At 47.9% G+C, this 22,805-nt stretch carries 20 protein-coding genes; 1 reads left to right on the top strand and 19 read right to left on the bottom strand.

Going from position 1 to position 22,805, the window contains the following annotated elements; translation table 11 throughout:
- Window positions 1-11 precede the first annotated feature (11 nt).
- Window positions 12-926, bottom strand: coding sequence for a sigma-E processing peptidase SpoIIGA (spoIIGA, locus tag PO771_RS06280; protein ID WP_272562419.1), 915 nt, complete (start codon window positions 924-926; stop codon window positions 12-14).
- A 205-nt stretch (window positions 927-1,131) separates the two neighbouring features.
- Between spoIIGA and PO771_RS06275 the strand changes: the two genes are divergently transcribed.
- On the top strand, window positions 1,132-1,746 hold the full coding sequence (locus PO771_RS06275; RefSeq protein WP_272562418.1) for a DUF2238 domain-containing protein: 615 nt from the start codon (window positions 1,132-1,134) through the stop codon (window positions 1,744-1,746).
- Between the two features lie 74 nt (window positions 1,747-1,820).
- Here PO771_RS06275 and ftsZ read toward each other — a convergent pair whose 3' ends face one another.
- The 18 genes from ftsZ to PO771_RS06185 form a co-directional block, all read right to left on the bottom strand.
- A complete protein-coding gene (gene ftsZ / locus PO771_RS06270; RefSeq protein WP_272562417.1) occupies window positions 1,821-3,011 on the bottom strand; it encodes a cell division protein FtsZ in 1,191 nt (396 codons plus the stop codon).
- Window positions 3,012-3,047: 36 nt separating this feature from the next.
- Complete coding sequence (gene ftsA, locus PO771_RS06265) at window positions 3,048-4,325, bottom strand: cell division protein FtsA (RefSeq protein WP_272562416.1); 1,278 nt, start codon at window positions 4,323-4,325, stop codon at window positions 3,048-3,050.
- Between the two features lie 121 nt (window positions 4,326-4,446).
- Window positions 4,447-4,818 carry a small basic family protein gene (locus tag PO771_RS06260; RefSeq protein WP_272562415.1) on the bottom strand — a complete coding sequence of 124 codons (372 nt, stop codon included), beginning with the start codon at window positions 4,816-4,818 and terminating at the stop codon, window positions 4,447-4,449.
- A 6-nt stretch (window positions 4,819-4,824) separates the two neighbouring features.
- Complete coding sequence (locus PO771_RS06255) at window positions 4,825-5,556, bottom strand: DUF881 domain-containing protein (RefSeq protein WP_272562414.1); 732 nt, start codon at window positions 5,554-5,556, stop codon at window positions 4,825-4,827.
- Window positions 5,546-6,322 carry a DUF881 domain-containing protein gene (locus PO771_RS06250; protein WP_272562413.1) on the bottom strand — a complete coding sequence of 259 codons (777 nt, stop codon included), beginning with the start codon at window positions 6,320-6,322 and terminating at the stop codon, window positions 5,546-5,548. The genes PO771_RS06255 and PO771_RS06250 overlap by 11 nt, the downstream gene beginning before the upstream one ends.
- Complete coding sequence (locus tag PO771_RS06245) at window positions 6,306-7,091, bottom strand: cell division protein FtsQ/DivIB (protein ID WP_272562412.1); 786 nt, start codon at window positions 7,089-7,091, stop codon at window positions 6,306-6,308. Before PO771_RS06245 ends, PO771_RS06250 begins: the two co-directional genes overlap by 17 nt.
- 83 nt (window positions 7,092-7,174) lie before the next feature.
- Window positions 7,175-8,428 (bottom strand): UDP-N-acetylglucosamine 1-carboxyvinyltransferase, encoded by a 1,254-nt coding sequence (murA, locus tag PO771_RS06240; RefSeq protein WP_272562411.1) that lies wholly within the window; start codon window positions 8,426-8,428, stop codon window positions 7,175-7,177.
- A gap of 14 nt (window positions 8,429-8,442) precedes the next feature.
- Entirely contained in the window at window positions 8,443-9,348 is a 906-nt protein-coding gene (gene murB, locus PO771_RS06235; RefSeq protein ID WP_272562410.1) for a UDP-N-acetylmuramate dehydrogenase, read from the bottom strand.
- Between the two features lie 88 nt (window positions 9,349-9,436).
- Window positions 9,437-10,534, bottom strand: coding sequence for an undecaprenyldiphospho-muramoylpentapeptide beta-N-acetylglucosaminyltransferase (gene murG / locus PO771_RS06230; RefSeq protein ID WP_272562409.1), 1,098 nt, complete (start codon window positions 10,532-10,534; stop codon window positions 9,437-9,439).
- A gap of 47 nt (window positions 10,535-10,581) precedes the next feature.
- A complete protein-coding gene (gene spoVE / locus PO771_RS06225) occupies window positions 10,582-11,673 on the bottom strand; it encodes a stage V sporulation protein E (RefSeq protein WP_272562408.1) in 1,092 nt (363 codons plus the stop codon).
- A gap of 95 nt (window positions 11,674-11,768) precedes the next feature.
- Complete coding sequence (gene murD / locus PO771_RS06220) at window positions 11,769-13,190, bottom strand: UDP-N-acetylmuramoyl-L-alanine--D-glutamate ligase (protein ID WP_272562407.1); 1,422 nt, start codon at window positions 13,188-13,190, stop codon at window positions 11,769-11,771.
- Window positions 13,190-14,152 carry a phospho-N-acetylmuramoyl-pentapeptide-transferase gene (gene mraY, locus PO771_RS06215; RefSeq protein WP_272562406.1) on the bottom strand — a complete coding sequence of 321 codons (963 nt, stop codon included), beginning with the start codon at window positions 14,150-14,152 and terminating at the stop codon, window positions 13,190-13,192. Before mraY ends, murD begins: the two co-directional genes overlap by 1 nt.
- A gap of 30 nt (window positions 14,153-14,182) precedes the next feature.
- Window positions 14,183-15,664, bottom strand: coding sequence for a UDP-N-acetylmuramoyl-L-alanyl-D-glutamate--2,6-diaminopimelate ligase (locus tag PO771_RS06210; protein WP_272562405.1), 1,482 nt, complete (start codon window positions 15,662-15,664; stop codon window positions 14,183-14,185).
- An 84-nt stretch (window positions 15,665-15,748) separates the two neighbouring features.
- Window positions 15,749-17,662, bottom strand: a complete 1,914-nt coding sequence (locus tag PO771_RS06205; protein WP_272562404.1) for a stage V sporulation protein D — start codon at window positions 17,660-17,662, stop codon at window positions 15,749-15,751.
- Window positions 17,663-17,764: 102 nt separating this feature from the next.
- Entirely contained in the window at window positions 17,765-19,975 is a 2,211-nt protein-coding gene (locus PO771_RS06200) for a PASTA domain-containing penicillin-binding protein (RefSeq protein ID WP_272562403.1), read from the bottom strand.
- A gap of 14 nt (window positions 19,976-19,989) precedes the next feature.
- Complete coding sequence (ftsL, locus tag PO771_RS06195) at window positions 19,990-20,364, bottom strand: cell division protein FtsL (RefSeq protein WP_272562402.1); 375 nt, start codon at window positions 20,362-20,364, stop codon at window positions 19,990-19,992.
- 18 nt (window positions 20,365-20,382) lie between these two features.
- Window positions 20,383-21,321, bottom strand: coding sequence for a 16S rRNA (cytosine(1402)-N(4))-methyltransferase RsmH (gene rsmH, locus PO771_RS06190; RefSeq protein ID WP_272562401.1), 939 nt, complete (start codon window positions 21,319-21,321; stop codon window positions 20,383-20,385).
- A 217-nt stretch (window positions 21,322-21,538) separates the two neighbouring features.
- Window positions 21,539-22,801, bottom strand: coding sequence for an adenosylhomocysteinase (locus PO771_RS06185; RefSeq protein WP_272562400.1), 1,263 nt, complete (start codon window positions 22,799-22,801; stop codon window positions 21,539-21,541).
- Window positions 22,802-22,805: the final 4 nt, after the last annotated feature.

Below are 22,805 nucleotides of genomic sequence, written 5' to 3'. Positions count from 1 at the left end.
CCCCTTTTTTATTACGACGCAAGATGATGTTCTCCTGCGAACGCCTGTGGATGAACAATCGCCTGATACGTGCCACCTGATGACAAGGCGCCTTTGCGCAGACCAATTAACATGCCTTCCGGTTGATAGACTTCACTTTCGGTGTACACCCTCACGGCATCTGGTCGAAGTGCGATAAGCAAATTCGTCTCACTCGACACTGTCCGATATGGAATAAAGCGAATGCGTTCAAACCAGTGATATTCCTCATCAGATAATTGCACTGCATCTGGCATGCCCGCTGCAATCTGAGCCATAAGCGCTTCCGGAATGGCCTCATCCCAGATAGCAAGCTCCGTAATGGTAACCGGCGCACGAGTAAGTGGATCGTGCAGCCGGTTGCCCGTGTCAATAAACCCTATACAGGAAACGGTATGTGTAAACAACTCGATTTCAAGCCTAACATGCTGTACATCTGTCTGGCGACTTGCCTTCAACGCCCGATATCCACTTTGTACCCCCCACCAGAGAACGGGGAATCCAAGAACAAGCAACCAGAGAGCCGGTTTCATTCCGGTATGCGTCACAATAATTCCGTTAACGATCTCACTTTGCTGCTCCATGTAATAATGAAGTGCAAACAGGCCACCTCCGATGAAAAAAGAAGCTCCATACAACGCGGCAAGCAAGCGCAGCATTGTCCACGCATTTGTCCAGCCAAATGCGATAAAAAGCATCAGGCAAGAAAATAACCACTTAGCTATTAAAGTAAACGCAAACGATAAAGGCGGAAAAAATAAAAAAATAGTATACACAGCTCCTATGAAAGAGGCAAGCAACAGACGCCTCCGACGCATCGGTTGCCGACATACCGTTCCAGTCGCAACAAGTAGTGTATAGTCAATCACAGCATTGGTGACAAACACAATGTCGGCATACATCACCATCCCATCCCGTCCTCCTTTCACGGGTAACCCTGTACGCTTTCATTATCACATAGAAGACAATAGCATTGTCCCTAAATCGTATGAAAAATTCAGACAAATTATGAGGAGAATTTAGGGGGAATCCGACAAAAAACGATAAAACGAAATAACTATTCCACCTGCAAGTTTTTGTATAATAGAGAAAACTAGTTAAAAGGGGGCTCTTATGAAGCAAATCCATGCACGCTTGCCTCTTCTGCTCCTGGCAAGTTTTCTGCTTATCTTCATCTGGTCCGGGATTGCTCCCAAAGATCGTTTTACGTGGTATTTAGAAGTGGCTCCTGCAGTGATTGGGGGGCTGATTCTTGTGCGAACATACCATACGTTTCGACTTACGCCGCTTTTATATGGGCTGATCTGGGTACATGCACTTATTCTAGTAATAGGTGGACATTATACATATGCTGAGGTGCCGCTATTTAACTGGCTGCGTGATGCGTATGATCTGGATCGGAATTATTATGACCGGCTCGGCCACTTGGCACAAGGATTCGTTCCGGCGATACTAGCGAGAGAGATTTTGATACGTAAACAAGTTGTCAGAGGTTACGGTTGGCTTTTCTTTCTTGTCGTAAGCATTTGTCTCGCTTTTAGTGCCTTTTACGAGCTGCTTGAGTTTGGAATGGCCTTAGCTACCGGGACGGCTGCAGACGCGTTCCTTGGCACCCAAGGCGATGTATGGGATTCACAGTGGGATATGCTGTTTGCGCTTATGGGAGCGATTATTTCCCAGTTGTTGCTTGCACGTATTCATGATCGACAGCTTCGTTTTTTCAGGTGAAATCGACATAAGAAAGAGGCTGTCTCAATCGCCATGTTACGGCTTCGAGACAGCCTCTTCTATTTTCTTATAAACTACTTCTTTCGACTCCGGCGGTTGCGCAGGAACGTTGGAATGTCGAGATTATCGAGATTGTTTAGCGAAGAACCACCTGTCCGCGGCTCCATGCGAGCTGCTGGAGCCTGCTGCACTTCTTCCTCTTCTACATCCACCTCAACAGCGCGCTGGCGACGCATTGGCTTTAAGTTTCCAGCTTGCGCCGTACCTTTCTGACTCGCATCCGCCTGTGCACGGCGCAAGTTTGCCTGTTGAGCCTCTTCAAAGCCAGTTGCAATTACAGTTACAATGATCTCATCTTTCAGATTCTCATTAATTACTGAACCAAAAATCATGTTCACTTCTGGATCAGAAGCAGATGCTACAATATCCGCCGCTTCGTTTACTTCATACAAGCTTAAGTTTGTACCGCCTGTAATATTCAACAACACACCACGTGCGCCGTCAATTGATGTTTCAAGAAGCGGACTGCAGATTGCACGTCGTGCCGCTTCTGCTGCACGGTTCTCACCTGTTCCAATCCCGATTCCCATCAAGGCAGAACCACGCTCCGTCATAATCGTTTTGACATCTGCGAAATCGAGGTTAATCAAGCCCGGAACGGCAATCAAGTCTGAGATCCCCTGTACACCCTGACTCAGCACATTATCTGCTTGACGGAATGCTTCGAGCATCGGTGTATTCTTATCTACAATTTCAAGCAGACGGTCATTTGGAATAACGATAAGTGTGTCTACTTTCTCTTTTAGACAAGCAATCCCGCTATCTGCTTGCGTGGAACGCTTGCGTCCTTCAAATGTGAATGGTCGTGTTACTACGCCTACTGTAAGCGCCCCAATTTCCTTGGCGATCTCTGCAATAACCGGCGCGGCTCCCGTACCTGTACCGCCGCCCATACCGGCTGTCACAAACACGAGATCCGCTCCGCGCAGCGCCTGCTCCAATTGTTCACGGCTTTCTTCCGCTGCTTTCTTACCGACTTCTGGATTCGCTCCGGCTCCAAGACCACGTGTAAGCTTCCCACCAATCTGCAGCTTATGCTGTGCTTTGGACAGATTTAAAGCCTGATAATCTGTATTGACTGAGATGAATTCAACGCCCTGAATACCACCTTCAATCATTCGGTTTACAGCGTTACTTCCGCCGCCCCCAACCCCAATTACTTTTATTTGTGCTAGTGTATCCATTTCAAGGTCGAATTCCAACATGTAATAAAGTCCCCCCCACTTATCATGCAAACCGTTCTAAATAAATTCGCTGAACCAATCTTTCATTTTTCGGACGAGTCCGCCTTGCTCCTTATGCTCTTTCGAAGCTTTCGGTACAGCTGGCTGCTTGCGTACCGCTTTCGGTTGACTTTGCTTCGTCTCTAACTGTTGCGGCATCTGATTCATATAGTATCTGGAAGCGTATTTGATCAATCCCACTCCCGCTGTAAATCCAGGGTCACGCACTCCGATATAATCCGGAATGGCAATACGCACAGGCGCCTGAAGCTCATAGCGTGCTAACTCCAACAGTCCTGGGATACTGGCCACTCCTCCGGTTAAAACAAAACCGTTAGGAATCGTCGCATCATATCCAAGAGCTTCAAGTTCGTCTTCCACAAGTTCAAAAATCTCTGCCGCACGTGGCTCGATAATACTGGCAAGCTCGATCTGTGTAAACTCCTTATCTACATCACTGCCAATTCGCTTCACATGGAAACGCTCGTCCTCACTCGCTTCCTCCACAAGTGCACAGCCACTCTTCATCTGGATTTGCTTTGCTTCCTCTGTCGTCGTTCTAAGCCCAATCGCGATATCATTCGTGATGTATTCTCCACCAATCGGAAGTACAGAAAAAGCACTTAATGTACCAAGTTCAAATACCGATACCGTAGTAGAACCAGCACCAATATCTACGAGAACCACTCCAAGATTTTTCTCATCCTTCGTCAAGGCAATTTCACTGGACGCAAGCGGCATTAGATACATTCCGACAATTGATAAACCTGCTCGTTCTACACAGCGCATAATGTTATGTATAACCGTCTTTGACCCGGTAATAATCGTTCCTTCCATCTCCAGACGCACGCCAAGCATGCCCCTCGGATCACTGATTTCTCCGAGTCCATCTACGATATATTGAACAGGAACAACGTCGATAATCTCTCGCTCCGGCGGAATCGCAACCACCTGTGCTGCTTTCATAACACGCTCAATGTCGTCATCACCGATCTCGCGATTTTCGCTCGATACGGCAACTACTCCCTGACTCGCCTGAAGTTGTATATGATTACCGGAAATTCCGACTACAACGTGATGAATTGGCAAATCGACCATGCGTTCCGCTTTTTCTACAGCTTCACGAATGGCCTGAACCGTTTCATCAATATCCACAATCGCACCCTTCTTAATTCCATGCGAATCCGCCGTTCCGACTCCGATAATATTAATACTTCCGCTATTAATCTCTCCAATGATTACTCTGACTTTGGATGTACCAATATCTAAGCTTACGATGTATTCGTTGTTGTTCATATTTGGCACCTCCTCTTTGCGTTAAATTCGCTCAAATTTGTCGTTAAAATTAATTCACCTAATCTACTTCCACACACTATGTTTTTTCCCCTTTTTTTTCGGCAAGAAAAAAGCAAAAAAATTACAAAGACCCATTCATATCTTTTTTCTCCTTATCCTTAAACCAACGACCAATCAGAATTCGGCGAATTACCGCAATGTTATTAAATAAACGAACACCAAAAGCGAAGATCGCAGCTAAATATAAGTCTACTCCCATATATACACCTAAAAAGGCCAGGCCTGCCGCTAAAAGAGTATTAAAAAAGAAGCCAGACATGAAAACTTTAATATCAAAAAAGTCTTCCAGATAGGCGCGAATTCCGCCAAATATCGTATCCAGACCAGCAAGCAACGCAATCGATAGGTAGCTGCTGTATTCTTCCGGAACGCGAACTTCAAACGAGAGGCCAAGAATGACCCCGATTACTAAACCGAGTACAGGTAGCCACATCGTTTATTACGCTCCTTTGTTTTCAAGTAATTTCATATATCGAACCTTACTGTTTCCTGTGTAAGCAGGAACGATTAGATTATCTTTTTTTTCAAGAATAAATTTCTTATTGAGAAAATGAAACCAGTCCTCCATCGACTGTCGATCTGCTCCTGGCAAGCGTACAGCCGCTTCAAGGCTCTGCGGATCACCTAATACATGCAATACATATGGCATACTAATTGAATGCGTATCAACCTGAATCCCTTCTCCGACTGTGCGAATCGAACTATTCACAATAAGACGATGGCCGTTTATGGAGATCGCTTTCGCTCCATTCGCAAACAATAAACTTGTCAGATCTGTCAAATCCTGATCAATAACAGGAGACTGCAGCTTCTCCGGCGTTAGTTCCGCAGACCCATTTTCAGCAATTGTTAGGATGATTCCTTTCCCATTCACTTCTGTAAAACCATTCTCTTTTTTGATACGTGCCAGCTCGTCCGCAATCACTTTTGGGCTGCTTCCCTCATCCATAGAAGTATTGTATTCAGAAAGAAGCGTACTATATTTAGAGATGTCCCCAAGAAGTTTCTGATGAGTTTCCATCTCTTTCTGAAGATTTTGCCGAAGCTGAAAAACGTCTTGCTTCTGCATAGTAAGAGAGGGCTGGTTAGAACGAAATTGGATCGCTAGCATGACTCCAATAATAATACTTACGCCAGTAATTATGAATGGGACCTGCCGATTATTTTTCATTCTTTCCCTCCCCCCCATTACTTTCTTCCCGCAGGTTAATCACTTTCTTATCGTTATTCTCTCCGACATAGGCCGGTAGCTCGATTCGATTGGAATCGCTAATCGTCACACCGATGGTCCGCTGTTTTAATCCATCAATAATCCCGCCCGGCATTTTCAGCGCTGCTACGAGTGTTTCCTTCTCCCCGATTGCTCGGATGACGAACGGCGGCGCCAACTTAATGTCATTGACGATAATCGTCGGACCAACGCAGCGGACACTTGATCCACTAACGAGGCGTTGATCATTAATCGCGATGCCTTCCGCCCCTGCCGCAAACAGTTCATTCACTACATCGCGCAAATTTTGGTCGTGTACAATGCCATCTGCAATGTTTTGGAAATCACGGGCAGTTTTGCTGTCTTCAAGCGTAACCGTCACACCCTGCCCAAAAACTGGGGTTAGACCTGCCTGCATCCGCAGCATTTCAAGCTCATGCACGACCTGCTGAGAAATCGCCTGGCGCTCCGACAGATCTTTTTCTTTTGTATTTACTTCTGTACGTAGCTTTTGCAGACGCTCCTGCAGCATTTCATTTGTTTCTTTCTCATGAATGATTTTCTCATTCAGTCGGACTTTTTGTTTCCATTCACTGTCTGACCGATCTCCTACTTCATGGTTGTTCCGGTCTGTTACCTGCACAGAATAGGCAACGATAAACCCGAACATAAGCAGCACACTACTTAAATACACATGAATCCGCCGCACTTTAAGACTTTTTGTCACTTTCTCCCTGCTTTTGCTGCTGCTGCTGTTTGTAAGGCTCAAACCACTTCACCTCTGAAAGATTGATAATCCCTTCCACGCGCCCTTCCCGCTTCAAGCTTTGAACAAAGGAGGGATACCAGGCCATATTTCGGGCAAAATCAGTAACAGTCGTATGTACTTCGTAACCATCTTTCATAAATAGAATAACTCTTTCAGGATCACTTGCGGACGGCTGATGACTAATCTCTGAGATCTGCTGTCTAATTCCCTGATCCATTTTTGCTAGTTCCACCGCAAACTTCGGCAGAAGCGCTGCGGTCTGCCACTGGCGAATGATAGGCTTGTCCACAGAGTCTCTCGGATTCGCATATTCTTTTAAAATATCACCCATGGCTGTGACAGGATAAAGCGTTCCACGCCCATCCATCCACAGTGCGACACGCTGCTTTTCTTTTACGATAATTCGTACTTTCCCGGGAAACGATTTCTCGACACGAACTGTATCGATCGCCGGTATACTGTTTTTAATAGAAGCCGCCACCTTATCTGTGTCCACAAATAAATACTGCATATTCAATTTGACCTGCGATTGCTGCACTACCTCATCAGCTTTAACGATTTCCGTGCCGGTTACCGAAATATCCTGCACTCGGCTCATGGATGAGCGAAAGAAAAGTACGAGCAATACAACAAGAAAAAACAATAGCATCAGCCCAAGCAGCTGGCGGTTCGTGTTTTTCTTTCGCTTCTCCTGCCGCAAATGCGGCACTTTTTCAAGCTTGGCCATTCACCATCCCTCGCTTTTCTCTCCTCTTAAACTTACAAAAGCGGCATACGATACATATGCCGCTTCATTTGTCAGTATATGGTTTACGACTGGCGCCGAATGCGAGCTCCAAGACTTGCAAGCTGCACTTCAATTCGGTCATATCCACGGTCAATGTGATGGATACGAGTGACAATCGTTTCTCCTTCCGCAGCCAGCCCGGCAATCAAAAGCGCCGCACCGGCACGTAAATCCGTTGCTTCCACAACGGCGCCCGAAAGGTGTGGCACCCCCCGAATAAACGCATTATTTAAGTCTACATAAAGGTTCGCACCTAGCCGGCATAATTCATTCACATGCTTAAACCGTCCGTCAAAGACAGTTTCCTTCATAATACTACAACCGTCAGCAAGCGAAAGAAATGCCATCATCTGCGCCTGCATATCCGTTGGAAATCCTGGATACGGTGCGGTTATAATGCGCTCTACAGCATGAAACGGACGCTTCCCCTTAACGGTAATTATATCATGCTCATACTTGATTTCAACACCACTTTGTTTTACAACATCTAACAACGCTACCATATGCATCGGATTGACATTGCGCAAGGTGATGTTCCCACCGGTAATGGCTGCTGCTAACATCATCGTACCTGCGGCGATACGATCTGGGATTACTTGATAATCAGCAGCGTGAAGTGCCGCTACCCCTTCAATGATAATTTTATCAGTGCCAGCTCCACGTACACGCGCACCGAGCCGATTGAGGAAATTCTGTAGATCGATGATCTCCGGTTCACGGGCTGCGTTGGAGAGAATCGTCTCCCCTTTTGCCAGCACAGCGGCCATCATGATATTTTCTGTTGCTCCGACACTTGGATAATCCAGAAAAATCATACCGCCGTGCAGTTGTTGAGCTGAACAACGAATAAATCCGTCATGGTTCGTAATCGTAGCGCCGAGCGCTTCGAGCCCTTTCAGATGCAAGTTGATCCTTCTTTCGCCGATCGCACACCCTCCTGGATGTGATAAAATCACTTCCCCAAAGCGTGCAAGAAGCGGCCCCATCAGAAAAATCGAAGACCGCATCTGCCCCATCAACTCTTCCGGTACAGCAAATGATGTAAGTCCTGTCGTATCTACATGTACAGTCGTCGCCTCATGGCGACAGACCGCACCGAGTTCAGTCAAAATTTTGAGCATTACTTCAATGTCTGAGAGATGAGGAACATCGTAAATGGTATATGAGCCACCGGCGAGTACTGTAGCCGCCAGGATCGGCAGCGCAGCATTTTTTGCGCCTTGCATGCGCAATTCTCCCGTAAGTGGAACTCCTCCTTCAATTACGAATGCCTCCAAGATTTCACCTCCGTTTACGCCTCGCCAATAACAAGCACTTCCGGCACAAGTTCAAAACCTGTGCGCTCTGCTACAATCGCTTTTGCCTGCTGCATCAGATCAAGGACGTCCTGTGCTTTGGCGTTGCCGAGGTTGACGATAAAGTTGGCATGCTTCTCCGAAATCTGAGCTCCTCCCACAGTCATCCCTTTTAGGCCCGCACTCTCGATTAGACGCCCTGCATGATCTCCAGGTGGATTACGGAATACACTGCCCGCACACGGCATCGAGAGCGGTTGTGTTTGACGACGACGATCTTTATAAGATGCCATCTGTCCGGCGATTGTTTTCCGATCACCATGGGCCAACTTGAACACAGCACCTGTTACGATTGCCTGCTGTGTTTGCAAAATCGATTTGCGATAACCGAAGCCCAGTTCTTCTTTCGTCCAGCGTACCTGCTCCCCGTTCTCAAGCAACACGTCAGCAACTTGCAAAATACGTGACACATCCGAGCCATGCGCACCCGCATTCATATAGATAGCGCCACCTACAGTACCAGGAATGCCACCGGCGAATTCAAGTCCAGTCAGTCCCTCTTTTCCTGCCATTACCGCTAAGCGAATAAAAGAATAACCGGCTCCCACCTCGACTTCTTCCCCGTTAAAATGAAGGTGTTCAAACCCTTCATTCAGTTTAAAAACAACCCCACGGATTCCCCCGTCCCGTACAAGCAGATTAGACCCTCTTCCAAGTACACGCCATGGCATGCCATGTTTATATACGAGTTTCATACTGCGTGCAAGCGCCTCTCTATCGGTCGGTTCAATGAGTAGATCTGCCGGCCCGCCAATCTTCCATGTGGTGTGATTGGCTAGCGGCTCATTCATAAGTACAGCTCCGACATTAGCTTCTATAAGCTCTCCCATCAACTTCTGCATTGATCGAACCTCTCCTCCTTGCTGCGTAATGCGCGTTTGCCCGTTGGCCACGCGCCTAGAATACTGTATGCCCACTGCGCCTACTGTGTTACTTTGGCGCCTTTATAATTGCTTTTAATTCGTTGTATACGAGCGTTGCCGCATCCGTCTGGCCGAGCGAACGTGAGGCGGTACTCATCGTTTGCGTAAGACTCTCATCTTTTAGAATATGATCAATCGATTCTAGTAGTGTTTTGCCACTCAGTTCAGATTCCAAAATAACGCGGGCCGCACCTTGCTCTTCCAACCAGCGCCCATTTTTCTCCTGATGATTGTTTGTTACATACGGCGATGGAATAAGGATCGAGGGCAAACCAAGAGCTGTAATCTCAGCAAGGAACGACGCTCCGGCACGATTTACGATTAGATCAATCCCTGCCAGCACTTCTGGCATGTTATAAATAAACGGGCGAATCGTCATATTCGGCGGCACATCTCCAATTGCCTTTATAGTCTGCTCGTAATGTACCTCTCCCGTTACATATATAATATGATAATCAGCATGTTCATGAAGATGCGGAACGAGCTGAATCACCGCATCATTAATCGCTTTCGCCCCCCGACTTCCTCCGACGATGAGCACATACTTTTTGCCTGCCGGAACGCCAAGCGAAGCAAGCCCCGCCTCACCATTTGCCCGCACCACTTCACTCGCACGCGGATTGCCGGTAACAACTGTTTTCTCTGCTGGAAAATAAGGCGCAGACCCTTCAAATGTGACTGCCACACGCTCGGTATAGCGAGATAGAAACTTGTTGGTCAGCCCTGGAATGACATTCTGCTCGTGGATAAGTGTCGGGATGCCAAGCGCATGACCTGCATAGACAACCGGACCACACACATACCCACCTGTGCCGACTACTACATCCGGCTTAAAGTCTCGAATCAGCTTCTTTGCCCGACTTGTCGCTTTCAAAAAGCGCATAACCGTTTTGACGTTCTCAAACGAAAGGCTCCGTTTAAATCCGGTAATATAAACGGATTCAAACGGAACGCCTTCTTTCGGAACAAGTGTAGCCTCAAGTCCGCGCTCGGTGCCAATGTAGAGCACACGCGAATCCGGCTCATGCCGTTTTATTTCCTGAATGAGAGCGAGGGCCGGGTAGATATGCCCTCCCGTCCCTCCTCCGCTAATGACGATGTTCATAAAAACCTCTCCTCTTTACTCCATTTCTCTCTTCGCAATTTTCCCCGCTACGCACGCGAATAACGCGAGATATTTAGCAGGACGCCGATCCCGGTCAGCATCAGCGTAAGTGAGGAGCCTCCATAGCTTAAAAACGGAAGGGTAATTCCCGTGACCGGAAAAAGCCCGGTAACAACCCCGACATTGATAATAACTTGAATGGCCACCATCCCGATAATCCCGGTGGCTAGCAAACTACCAAATAAATCGGGAGCCGTCACCGCAATCCGCATCCCCCGCCACAGCAGCAACAGGAACAAAAGTAGAACGGTGGCCCCGCCGATAAATCCTAGTTCCTCGGCCAGGATGGAGAAAATAAAATCATTATATGGCTCTGGCAAATACAAAAACTTCTGTCGGCTCATTCCAAGGCCAAGTCCCATCAAGCCACCAGGACCAATCGCATACAAGGATTGAATGAGCTGATAACCTGCACCAAGCGGGTCCTGCCATGGATCAATAAAGGCGGTAATCCGCTTCATTCGATACGGGGCAACCGCAATCAGTCCCGCAAATCCGATCAATCCGAGAAAAGCCAGCCCAAACAGATGCTGCAAACGTGCTCCCGCTATAAAAATCATCAAAACCGATGTACCAAGCAGTACAGTTCCTGTTCCTAGATCGGGCTGGAGCATAATCAAACCGAACGCTACACATACAATTCCTAATGTCGGTACCAGCCCTTTTGTGAAAGAACCAATGTCCTTCTGGTTATCTGATAGCCATTTCGCAAGAAACGCAGCCATTCCCAACTTCGTAAACTCAGCAGGCTGGATGCCAAATGCGCCAATACCCAGCCAGGACTTGGCACCGTTTACTTCCCGACCAATAATTAGCACGATCACGAGCAGGAAGAAACAGAAGAACAAACCGGGTTTCGCCCATTTTTTCCACACCCAGTAATCCACATTCATCGTAACAAACATGGCAGCAACACCGAGTATGGCAAAAATAAGCTGTCGCTTTGTAAAAAAGAACGCGTCCCCTTTTTGAGCCGCTACGACAGCACTTGAACTGTACACCATAATGACACCGACAGCAAGCAGGACAAATGTCACAACAATAATAATAAAATCAGGAGTGGAACGGGCCTTGGTCATGCAAAACACCTCTTAACCAGCACAGGATTTTGCCCTACCATGCCTGTCCGTTCTACCTCCTGATTTTATAAGGAAACCTTCAGAACGAACAGCGGTTACGGGCTTGTTTTAAGCTTATGCACGGACTGCTTAAACAAGACCCCCCGCTCTTCAAACGATTTGTACATGTCCCAGCTCGCGCACGCTGGCGAAAGCAGGACGATGTCTCCCGGATGTGCGATACAGTGGGCCTCATTAACCGCGTCCGTAACAGTATCGACGCGCTCCGCCCGAATAATTCCTGCATCTTTTGCCCGGTCCAATAATTTTTCAGCGGTCTGGCCATAGACGATTGCCGCTTTTACATGCTGGCGCAAAATCGGCACCAGCTCCTTAAAGTCAATGCCTCGATCCAGTCCACCGCCAATCCAGACGATCGGCGCTGTAAACGAGGTGAGCGCCCGGCTAGCCGCTTCTGGATTCGTTGCCTTTGAATCGTTGTAGTATTTGACTCCATCAATCTCAGCTACGAATTCAAGGCGATGCTCTACACCAGAAAATGTGCAAAGAACACGACGCAGCGCCTCCACAGATGCGCCGGCCGCACGCGCCACGCATACAGCCGCCAGCACGTTCTCCAGATTGTGCGCACCCGGAAGCGCGATTTCATCCAGGCGAATAATCTCTTCTTCTGTTGGAGCATCCGCAAATCGGGCGGCAGATGGTCCAGCAACCGGACGCTTGAACACGACTGCACCATCCCGAACGAAGCTACCTTGTGTTACTTCTTCTACCGAACTGAACCAAAGAACGCTTGATTCGATCCGCTCTGCCATCTCGCGGCAGAACGAATTATCATAATTGAGTACCGCAATGTTGGATGCATCCTGATTATTGAACAGGTGCTGCTTGCTCTGTATGTAATCCTCTTTCGTTTTATGATAGTCGAGGTGCGCATCATACACATTCAGCAAGCAGCCAATCTCGGGACGGAACGTCTTTGTTCCTTTGAGCTGGAAGCTGCTCAGCTCTGCTACGAGTTTCTGTTCAGATGTGATATGTGCTGCCTGTTCGCTCAACGGTGTACCAATATTACCCGCCACAACAGGAGACAAGCCAGCCGCATCGAGAATCTCACCGATTAGGGTTGTTGTGGTTGTTTTTCCATTGGAGCCGGTAATGCCAATGATTGGCGCATCCGACAACTGGTAAGCAATCTCCACTTCCGTCACAACCGGAACGTCGGCTGCAAGGGCCGCCTGTACGGGCGGTGCTTCATACGGAATACCCGGATTTTTCACAACAAGGTCAATGCCTGCATGAATGAGGTCATCCGGATGTCCACCGCAAATTACGGTAATGCCAGCTGCACGCAGTTCTGCCACACCCTCGCATTCTTCTTCTGGCTTGCGATCATTCAACGTTACCGTTGCGCCACATTCTGCTAATACCCGTGCCGCTGCTGCGCCGCTTTTCGCCATACCAAGCACGACGATTTGTTTTCCTTTATACTGCTGTTTGCCTCTCTCTATCCCCATTAGCTCCACACCCCAATGTATACGCCTAGGCCAGCGCAGATAAGTCCTACAAACCAGAATACCATTACGACCCGCCATTCTGACCAGCCACCCAGTTCGTAATGGTGGTGGAGCGGACTCATGCGAAATACCCGTTTTTTGCGCGTTTTAAATGAAAAAACTTGAATAATAACGGACAGCGCCTCCATAACGAAGACACCGCCAATGACGATTAATAAAATTTCTGTTTTCGTTAGAATAGCCACCCCGGCAAGCGCTCCGCCGAGCGCGAGTGATCCAGTGTCCCCCATGAACACTTTAGCCGGATTCGCGTTAAAGACAAGGAATCCAAGTACCGCACCGACAACAGCCGCTGAGAAAATAGCGATGTTCATCTGGCTGCTCATCCAGGCAATAATCGCATATGCACCAAATGCAATCGCACTTGTACCTGCTAACAAACCATCCAGGCCGTCTGTTAAATTCACGGCATTAGATGTTCCAATTGTCATAATGAGCACAAGCGGCAAGTACAGCCAACCAAGCTCTACTTTAATGCTCGTTCCAGGAACCGACACCGATGTGTCGTAGCCAATTCGGGTCAAGACATAATAAAATACGGCGCCGATCACAAACTGACCAAGCAGTTTCTGCTTTGCTGTTAAACCTAGATTACGCTTTAGGACAATCTTAATGAAATCATCTAGAAAACCAATCAGTCCATAACCGAGTGTAATCAGCAGAAGCAACATCGTCTCTACAGACCAGTTAGAAAATTTTATAACTGTAAAAGCAAGAGCAAGCAAAATAATAATGCCGCCCATCGTTGGCGTTCCCGCCTTTTTCTGATGCCCCTTCGGACCCTCTTCCCGAATTGTTTGGCCGAACTTCAATCGTCTAAGTACAGGGATGAAGAGCGGAGCAAGTAAAACGGCTATGAGAAAAGCTGCGGCAATGGAAAAAAACAAAACACGTTCAAGCATTCCGCATCCTCCTTTCTTTTTCTCCTCATCCTATTTTTCTTTATCTAGTATGGCTTGATAGGCCTCTTCTTTATCATCGAAATGAATCGTTTGATCGCCAATAATCTGATAGGTTTCATGTCCCTTACCCGCGATCAGCACGACATCCCCAGGCTGTGCACGCTTGATCGCCTCACGGATGGCATCCCTGCGATCCATGATGGTCATGTACGTTTCTTCACGTACTCCTGCTTCGTCCAGTCCAGCAATCATATCATCGATAATCTGTTTTGGGTCTTCTGAGCGTGGATTATCCGATGTAATCACGACTCTGTCAGCATATTGCGCTGCAATACGTGCCATAATCGGCCGCTTTGTCCGGTCACGATCGCCACCGCATCCGACAAGACAATAAACGTGACCTTCCGCAAATTCCCGAATCGTTTTGAGCACATTCTCCAGACTATCCGGTGTATGCGCATAATCAACAATAACCGAAAAAGGCTGACCTGCCACAACCGGCTCAAACCGTCCGCGCACACCGTCTACCCGTTCAAGTGTTTCTTTCAACTGCGCAAGCGTAATACCTTCTACAAGGCAGGCGGCGGCAGCAGCCAACACATTATACACATTAAAATTACCAATGAGCTTCAGCGTCAAATCGATACTGCCCTTCCACGTATCCATCACAAGCTTCGTGCCTTGTGCCGTGATATGAATCTCACGCGCCCGTACGTCTGCCTCACTGTTAATGCCGTATGTAATCACCTGAGCTGGTGTTATGCGAGCAAATTCAACACTTGCCGGATCGTCCGCATTCAACACTGCATGCTTCATCTGCCCATCTGCATAGTCATTGCCCAACTGCGAGAAAAGAAGCCCTTTTGCCTGCCGATAGTTCTCCATTGTTTTATGATAATCAAGGTGATCCTGTGTCAAATTCGTGAAGATACCTGTAACGAACCGTACACCGCGTACTCGCCCCATGTCAAGCGCATGAGAGGAGACTTCAATCGCCGCATAGTCAGCACCGCCATCTTTCATCCAGCGGAACGCCCGATGCAGCTCAAGTACTTCCGGTGTTGTGTTTTTCACCTCATGCACGTCATCGCCAAGCCGCATCTCAATCGTACCGATCAGACCACATTGATGCCCTGCTTCTGTCAAAATACGCTCAATCAAATTCGTCGTCGTCGTTTTGCCGTTCGTTCCTGTTACCCCGATCACGCGCAGCGCATGGGACGGCTGCCCGTAAAAACGGTCAGCAAGCACCGCCAGCGCCCGTTTCGTGTCCGGTACATATATAACCGGAACGGAAACATCAAGCGGACGCTGCGCGAGTACCGCTACGGCTCCATTGGCCACAGCTTTCGCTGCAAAATCATGTCCATCCACAGTAAAACCAGGAAGACATACGAACAAGTCTCCCGGCTTTACCCGGCGTGAATCAATTTCAATTCCTGTAATCTCCATGGATACTTCCCCTGCCGCGCGCCACAATGTGAGGGCGGCCAGTAGGTCGTCTGCCTGCATGTTCTTTCTCCTTCTTTCTTGTTCAGCGAGTATCTCGCTTTCCTTGATGAATTCATACCCGCATCTATTTTAAAGGTCTTTGTTCTATTTGTCACCCAGATACACGCGAATTGTTGCCCCTTCTTCCAAACGCACTCCTGGCTGCGGCGACTGATAGGAAACACTTTGGCCGTCACCTGCAATATCAAGTGGAAATCCATAGTACGCCTGTTTGATCTCATCACGTTTCATCCCGATAAGATTCGGAACCTCAATGATTTTTTTGTCGGGATACTGATATTTTTTCTCCATCTGATTTGTACGCGGCGGCACTTTCATATAGCGCAATGTCGAATCCATAATGTTGCGCACAATCGGCGCTGCGACAAGTCCACCGAACTGGATGCTCTTCGGATTGTTAATCGCGGTATATACGATAACCTGCGGATCATCGGCCGGAGCAAACCCAATGAACGATACAATGTGCTTGCTTTTGGAGTATACACCATTCTCAACAATCTGTGCTGTACCTGTCTTACCGCCGACCCGATAGCCATCAATATAGGCATTACGACCCGTTCCATTCGCAACTACGCTTTCTAATGCACGTCGCACTTCCGCTGATGTTTCCGGGGAGATGACCTGGCGCACCATCTTAGGCGCATTTACAGACAGCTGCTCTCCTGTTTTCGGATCATGCCACTCTTTGGCAAGATACGGCTTCATAAGCTTGCCGCCATTCACAGCTGCGCCTACTGCCTGTACCTGCTGAATTGGTGTCACCGATACCCCTTGCCCGAATGCTGTCGTCGCAAGCTCTACGGGACCGACACGGTTCAGTGAAAATAGTACCCCGTTCTCTTCTCCGAGCAAGTCAATGCCCGTCCGTTTTCCAAATCCGAACTCTTTAATGTAGTGGAACAGGCGCTCCTTGCCCAGGCGCTGGCCAAGTAGAACGAATCCCGGGTTGCAGGAGTTCTGTACCCCCTCAAGGAAGGTTTGATGCCCATGTCCCCCGCGCTTCCAGCAGCGCAATGTCGCACCTGCCACTTTAATCGAACCTGGATCATTGAACGTATCTTTATCGAGATTCACTTTTTTATCTTCCAGTGCTGCCGCCAGTGTAATGATTTTGAATGTGGAACCTGGCTCATATGTTTTCCAGATCGGTAGATTGCGGTTATATGTTTCAACCGGATACTGCTTGTAGTTGCCTGGATCGAAGTCCGGCCTGCTCGCCATCCCAAGCACTTCTCCTGTCTTTGGAGAAAACGCAATCGTAATGGCATCATCCGGCTGGTATACCGTCATTGCCTGATCTAGCTCCCGCTCAATAATCGCCTGGATGTTAGCATCAATTGTTAAATACAAATCCTGCCCGTCTTTTGGTGGAGTGAATACGTCAGACTGCCCTGGCATTGGCTCGCCTTTCACGTTGGAATAATACGAAATACTTCCATCCTCTCCACTCAGCTGCTTATTGTATACCCGCTCAATTCCCGTCAATCCTTGATTATCTACGCCAGTAAAGCCAAGAATATGAGCGGCGAGCTTGCCGTGTGGGTAATAGCGCTGGCTGTCTTCCGTCACATGAATGCCTGGGAGATTAAGCGCCTGCACCTGCTTGGCTACTTCCGGCGCAATACGCCGTCCCCCTGGAATGCGGTTCATAGACGTACGCTTGCTAATCGCCTTTAGAATGACCTTTTCATCCTGTTTTAAGATCGGTGCAAGCTTGCGTGCGGTTCCTTCTTTATCCTTGATCTGGACTGGAATCGCCATTAGGGAAGGGACACTAATGTTATACGCGAGCACCTCACCATTACGGTCAAGAATCCGTCCCCGCTTCGCTTCAAACGGAATATCACGGCTCCACAAATTTTGTGCTTCTCCCATCAGCCAGTTTCCCCTCCAGATCTGCACATACCCAAGGCGTGTAATGAGCAGTAAAAACAAGAAGAACCCGATCATCAATGAAATAAATATACGGCGGCGAACCGTTACTCCAGATACACGCAACGCTTTCTCCTCCTCATCGAAATAGTCCCGGCTGCCCGGGAACAGTCTACGGTCTCACCATAACCCTATTCGATGAAGGATAGAGATAGAACAGGCTTTCCTTTAGTTCGCGGCCGACTTGTCTTTCGTACCCGCTTTTTTCTCTGTCTCCGGTACAGCAGGAGGTCCGGATGATTTTGGCGTCAAGGTCACAGCAAGCTTATCTCCCGGCTTCACGACCGTCCCCGGCGGGATGCTCTGCGATGTGACGTATCCTTCGCCGGTTACACCTGTCACATTCAGATTTAGTAACGCACCGATCTCCATGACGTCGCGCAGCGTTTTTCCTGCTAGATTCGGCAGGGCAATACCTGTCTTAGTTGTTAGTGCATATACGGTCGAACCTTTTGTCAGCTCGGCAGAAGCTTCCGGATACTGCGCAACAACTTTGGCACCATTCCCGAGTATTTCTGCCTTGAGTCCGGCCTGTGCTGCAAGTCCCTTTCCTTGACTAATCGATGTACCGACAAGCTGTGGCATCATAGCTGTTTCATCTTGCACCGCCACAACAGGTGCTGTCTTATCCGGTGACAATTTCATATATTGCAAACTGCGCTCCATAATCGATTTGAATACAGGAGCGGCAATAATTTTACCACCTGCAGATGGATTTTCGATGTTCGGTTCATCTACAAGCACATAAATCAAAAGCTTTGGATTATCTTTCGGAGCAAACCCAATAAATGAATTAATGTATTTACCTGGTACATAGCGACCATTGCGTGACACCTGCGCAGTCCCGGTTTTTCCGGCTACATGATAGCCTGGAAGAGCGAACGGCTGCCCGGTACCATTTTTCTCATTTACAACCGCGTCGAGCAGATCCCGTACCTGTTTGGCTGTGTTTTCTGATACAACACGACGCACCATCTGCGGCTTTTTCTGAACCACAATAGCACCTGTTTTCGGATCACGAATTTCTTTAATGACATACGGCTTCATCAGTTTACCACCATTGGCAACCGCCCCTACAGCGGCTACCTGTTGAATAGCTGTTACGCCGACCCCTTGTCCGAATGAGATAGACGCAATATCACGGGGATAATAGTGGCGATTTACATCGAAAAGACCACGTTCTTCACCTGGTAGATCAATCCCGGTCTTCTCCCCAAACCCGAACTTCTGCAGGTACTCAAACAACTTATTCGTCGCTTGTTGCTTATACAACCGTTCATATCCCAAAATAACAAAAGCTACATTACTAGAATGCTTAACCCCTTCTTTAAAAGAAATCATGCCCCAGCCCTGTCCGCCATTATGATCGCGAATTTCTTTACTGCCTTTGATCTTGTTATACGTACCGGACATGTACAGCTCATTCGGATTAAATACACCTTCTTCAATCGCTGCGGCGAGTGTTGCAATCTTAAATGTCGAGCCCGGCTCGAAGTTTGTTCCAACCATTACATTACGATAATTCTCAATGCCAGTCGGTGAATTCGGGTCAAAAGATGGTCGACTTCCCATCCCAAGGATCTCCCCGGTATTAGGATCGGCTACAATTGCCGTGATCCCTTTCATTTTGTACTGGGCTGCCGCCTGATTTAGCGCGTCCTCCACGTACGATTGAATGTTGTGGTCAAGCGTTATGGTAATCTGATTGCCATCAATAGCTGGCTTATACGATTCAAGTCCATCCGGCAGCTGATTACCTTTGCCGTCTTTTTTGAACGTAAAGCTACCTTTCTCGCCACGCAGCTGCTCATCTTGCGATAGCTCGATGCCCATCTGTGCCTGACCATCAAGATTTACATAGCCAAGTACACTGGATGCAAACACGCCGTACGGGTAGTATCGCCGCGTTTCTTCATATAGCGAGATGCCTGGCAGATTCAACGCCTTGATCTGGTCAGCTTTTTCTTTTGGAATCTTCCAGCCACCCGGACGAAGCTCCACCTGATCTGCCTTTTTATCCAACTTGGCCAGAATATCTGCAGATGTCATACCAAGAATCGGTGCAAGTTTAGCTGCTGTCCCTTGCTTGTCCTGTACATAGTCTTTGTTTTTTTTGTCATTTTCATATGGCGCAATTCGGGCGATAACGGTATACGCTTTACCTGTGTAGGCAAGCTGCTGACCATTGCGATCAAGAATATCACCGCGCTTCGGGTTAATGACGTTACTTTTCTCCCATGTCTTCCGCGCTTTCACCAGAAGTTCTGCGCTTTGGACGTTTTGCAGCCAAAACATTCGCCCAATAACCACAAAAAGGAGGACCGTAAACAGCCCTCCTAGTGCATATGTGCGCCATTTGATTTTATCTTGAATCTTCATGTGCGCCTATCCTCCTAATTCGCCTTGCCACCGTTAAACACACGCACCGTATCGTCCTGCCGGGTGAGTCCCATTTTTTCTGCAATTGTACGAATGCGCTCCGGCTTGCTTAATTCATCGATTTTTGCACTCATGTCTGCGTTCTGCTCGTTCAGCTTTTTAATCTCGGTCTTCAGCTTAATGGTCTCGTAATTGTAATGAGAAATGTCTGCATAGCGAGCAACTAAAAACGAGGACACCATAACAAGAGCAACAACAGTAAAGAAATACATTACTTTCTCTGAGCCGCTAATTCCGTAGCGAACGGTTGTAACACGCTTCTTCTGGGCTGTGTTTTCAGCTTCCTGCCGAATTTTTGTTGCGAGATTCCCCTGATTATAAGGCCGCACGTTTCCTCTCCTCCGTTTCTATTTCGCCAGCTTCTCAGCGATTCGCAGCTTGGCGGAACGCGCCCTGCGATTTGCTTCCTGCTCAACATCTGTCGGAATAATAGGCTTACGAGTAATAATTTTCAGCGTAGGTTTCTGTCCGCATGCACACTGCGGTAGCCCTGGTGGACAGATGCAGCCCTTGCTGTATTCCTGATACGTCTGTTTACAAATCCGATCTTCAAGCGAATGGAACGTAATCACGCTTGTTCTCCCGCCCGGTGCCAGCATCTCAATGCTGTCTTCGAGCGCTTCCTGAAAGGCATTCAATTCGTCGTTAACTGCGATTCGAATCGCCTGGAAGGTACGTTTAGCCGGATGCCCCCCTGTACGGCGGGCTGGTGCCGGGATGCCGCGCTTAATTAACTCCACCAGCTCCTCTGTCGTCTCGATCGGCTTATTAGCACGCGCAAGACAAATCTCCCGCGCAATGCGACGGGCAAACTTCTCTTCCCCATATTTGAAAATAATCGACGCAATTTCACTTTCTTCCCATTCGTTTACAATGCTGTAAGCGGTAAGTTCCTGCTGCTGATCCATGCGCATATCAAGTGTTGCTTCTGCATTATAACTAAACCCGCGCTCTGCTTCATCAAGCTGCGGCGATGATACACCAAGGTCAAATAACACGCCATCCACCTGCGTAATATGTAAATCGTGAAGGATCTGCTTGATACGGCGAAAATTGCTTTTTACGAGTGTAACGTGATCCATATATGGAGCAAGACGCTCGCGTGCAGCGGCAAGTGCTGTATCGTCCTGGTCGATTGAGATAAGCCTAGCCCCCTCTGTCAGCCGTGACGCAATAAGCGAACTGTGACCTGCACCACCAAGCGTGCAGTCAACATAAATGCCGCCCGGTTTGATGTTAAGCCCGTCCACTGCTTCTTCATGCAGCACTGTGATGTGATGAAACATCCTGCTTCCTCCCAACGTGGTTCGAAACCAAATCAAAATCATGCTGTATCCTATCCTGTACGAAACACGACACAATCATGCACATACGTAATTCTAGCTTAGAAAATGATTTCCTTCTATAAAAAAATAGGATTTTTTGCTGATTTGCCACTAAAATACGAAAAAAAATGTCGAACAGGTCCAAAGACCGTTCGACATTTGTGCTTTCTTACCTATTTTATTCTTCTTTCCAGCTGTCGAGGTATGACTTTTGTTCCTCTGTCAGTGTATCTACGCCAAGGCCAAGCGCTTCTAGTTTCAGACGTGCCACTTTCTCATCAAGCTCATACGGTACATTAAGAACACGCGCACCGATTTCTTTATATTGCTCGTTTACATAAGCAAGTGAGATCGCCTGTAGAGCAAATGTCATATCCATAATTTCTGCCGGGTGCCCGTCACCTGCTGCGAGGTTTACAAGACGTCCTTCTGCAAGCAGGTAGATCTTGCGGCCGTCTTTCATCACATATTCTTCAATATCTTTGCGCACAACACGACTTGATGTTGAAAGTGCTTCTAGTTCCGGTTTATTGATTTCTACATCGAAGTGACCTGCGTTAGACAGAATAGCACCGTCTTTCATCACGGCGATATGTTCACCACGAATTACATCGCGATTTCCTGTTACTGTTACGAAGTAATCTCCATGCTTCGCCGCTTCGATCATCGGCATTACTTCAAAGCCGTCCATATAAGCTTCAATCGCCTTGATGCCATCGATTTCTGTTACGATTACTTTCGCGCCAAGGCCTTTCGCACGCATCGCCACGCCGCGTCCGCACCAGCCGTAGCCAACTACGACAACTGTTTTTCCTGCTACCACAAGGTTTGTTGTACGGTTAATGCCATCCCATACGGATTGGCCTGTGCCGTAACGGTTATCAAACAAGTATTTGCAGAACGCATCGTTTACAGCGATCATTGGGAATTTCAGCTCGCCTGATTTCTCAAGCGCACGGTTGCGAATTACCCCTGTTGTTGTTTCTTCGCAGCCGCCGCGCACTTGCGCAAGCAAGTCTGGACGCTCAGCATGCAGGATTGTTACAAGATCGCCACCGTCATCAATGATCAGATCTGGTTTTGTTTCCAGTGTTTTGATGAAATGCTCTTTGTACTCAACTGGGTCCGGATTGTATTTAGCAAATACTGTAATACCATCTTCAACGAGTGCAGCTGCTACATCATCCTGTGTAGAAAGCGGGTTACTGCCTGTAATCGCCACTTCTGCTCCACCTGCCTGAACTACTTTCGCCAGGTAAGCTGTTTTCGCCTCAAGGTGAAGGGAAATCGCCACTTTCAATCCTTTGAACGGCTGGTCTTTCTCGAATTGTTCACGAATGCGGTTTAATACCGGCATGTGTTCTTTAACCCAGTCAATTTTCAAATGACCGCTTGGCGCAAGACTCATGTCGCGCACAATGCTCTTATTCGTTGTGTTCATGGTA

Origin of the sequence: Aneurinibacillus uraniidurans, from assembly GCF_028471905.1 — a bacterium.
GTDB classification, from domain to species: domain Bacteria; phylum Bacillota; class Bacilli; order Aneurinibacillales; family Aneurinibacillaceae; genus Aneurinibacillus; species Aneurinibacillus uraniidurans.
This window is presented reverse-complemented; position numbering and strand designations above follow the sequence as displayed.

Excerpts from the sequence above, each read along its gene's own strand:
- spoIIGA (WP_272562419.1), bottom strand. The coding sequence starts at position 926 with ATGGTGATGTATGCCGACATTGTGTTTGTCACCAATGCTGTGATTGAC.
- PO771_RS06255 (WP_272562414.1), bottom strand. The coding sequence starts at position 5,556 with ATGAAAAATAATCGGCAGGTCCCATTCATAATTACTGGCGTAAGTATT.
- PO771_RS06245 (WP_272562412.1), bottom strand. The coding sequence starts at position 7,091 with ATGGCCAAGCTTGAAAAAGTGCCGCATTTGCGGCAGGAGAAGCGAAAG.
- PO771_RS06275 (WP_272562418.1), top strand. The coding sequence starts at position 1,132 with ATGAAGCAAATCCATGCACGCTTGCCTCTTCTGCTCCTGGCAAGTTTT.
- ftsZ (WP_272562417.1), bottom strand. The coding sequence starts at position 3,011 with ATGTTGGAATTCGACCTTGAAATGGATACACTAGCACAAATAAAAGTA.
- spoVE (WP_272562408.1), bottom strand. The coding sequence starts at position 11,673 with ATGACCAAGGCCCGTTCCACTCCTGATTTTATTATTATTGTTGTGACA.
- mraY (WP_272562406.1), bottom strand. The coding sequence starts at position 14,152 with ATGCTTGAACGTGTTTTGTTTTTTTCCATTGCCGCAGCTTTTCTCATA.
- murG (WP_272562409.1), bottom strand. The coding sequence starts at position 10,534 with ATGAACATCGTCATTAGCGGAGGAGGGACGGGAGGGCATATCTACCCG.
- PO771_RS06200 (WP_272562403.1), bottom strand. The coding sequence starts at position 19,975 with ATGAAGATTCAAGATAAAATCAAATGGCGCACATATGCACTAGGAGGG.
- PO771_RS06260 (WP_272562415.1), bottom strand. The coding sequence starts at position 4,818 with ATGTGGCTACCTGTACTCGGTTTAGTAATCGGGGTCATTCTTGGCCTC.
- rsmH (WP_272562401.1), bottom strand. The coding sequence starts at position 21,321 with ATGTTTCATCACATCACAGTGCTGCATGAAGAAGCAGTGGACGGGCTT.
- murB (WP_272562410.1), bottom strand. The coding sequence starts at position 9,348 with ATGCAGAAGTTGATGGGAGAGCTTATAGAAGCTAATGTCGGAGCTGTA.
- murD (WP_272562407.1), bottom strand. The coding sequence starts at position 13,190 with ATGGGGATAGAGAGAGGCAAACAGCAGTATAAAGGAAAACAAATCGTC.
- PO771_RS06185 (WP_272562400.1), bottom strand. The coding sequence starts at position 22,801 with ATGAACACAACGAATAAGAGCATTGTGCGCGACATGAGTCTTGCGCCA.
- ftsA (WP_272562416.1), bottom strand. The coding sequence starts at position 4,325 with ATGAACAACAACGAATACATCGTAAGCTTAGATATTGGTACATCCAAA.
- PO771_RS06210 (WP_272562405.1), bottom strand. The coding sequence starts at position 15,664 with ATGCAGGCAGACGACCTACTGGCCGCCCTCACATTGTGGCGCGCGGCA.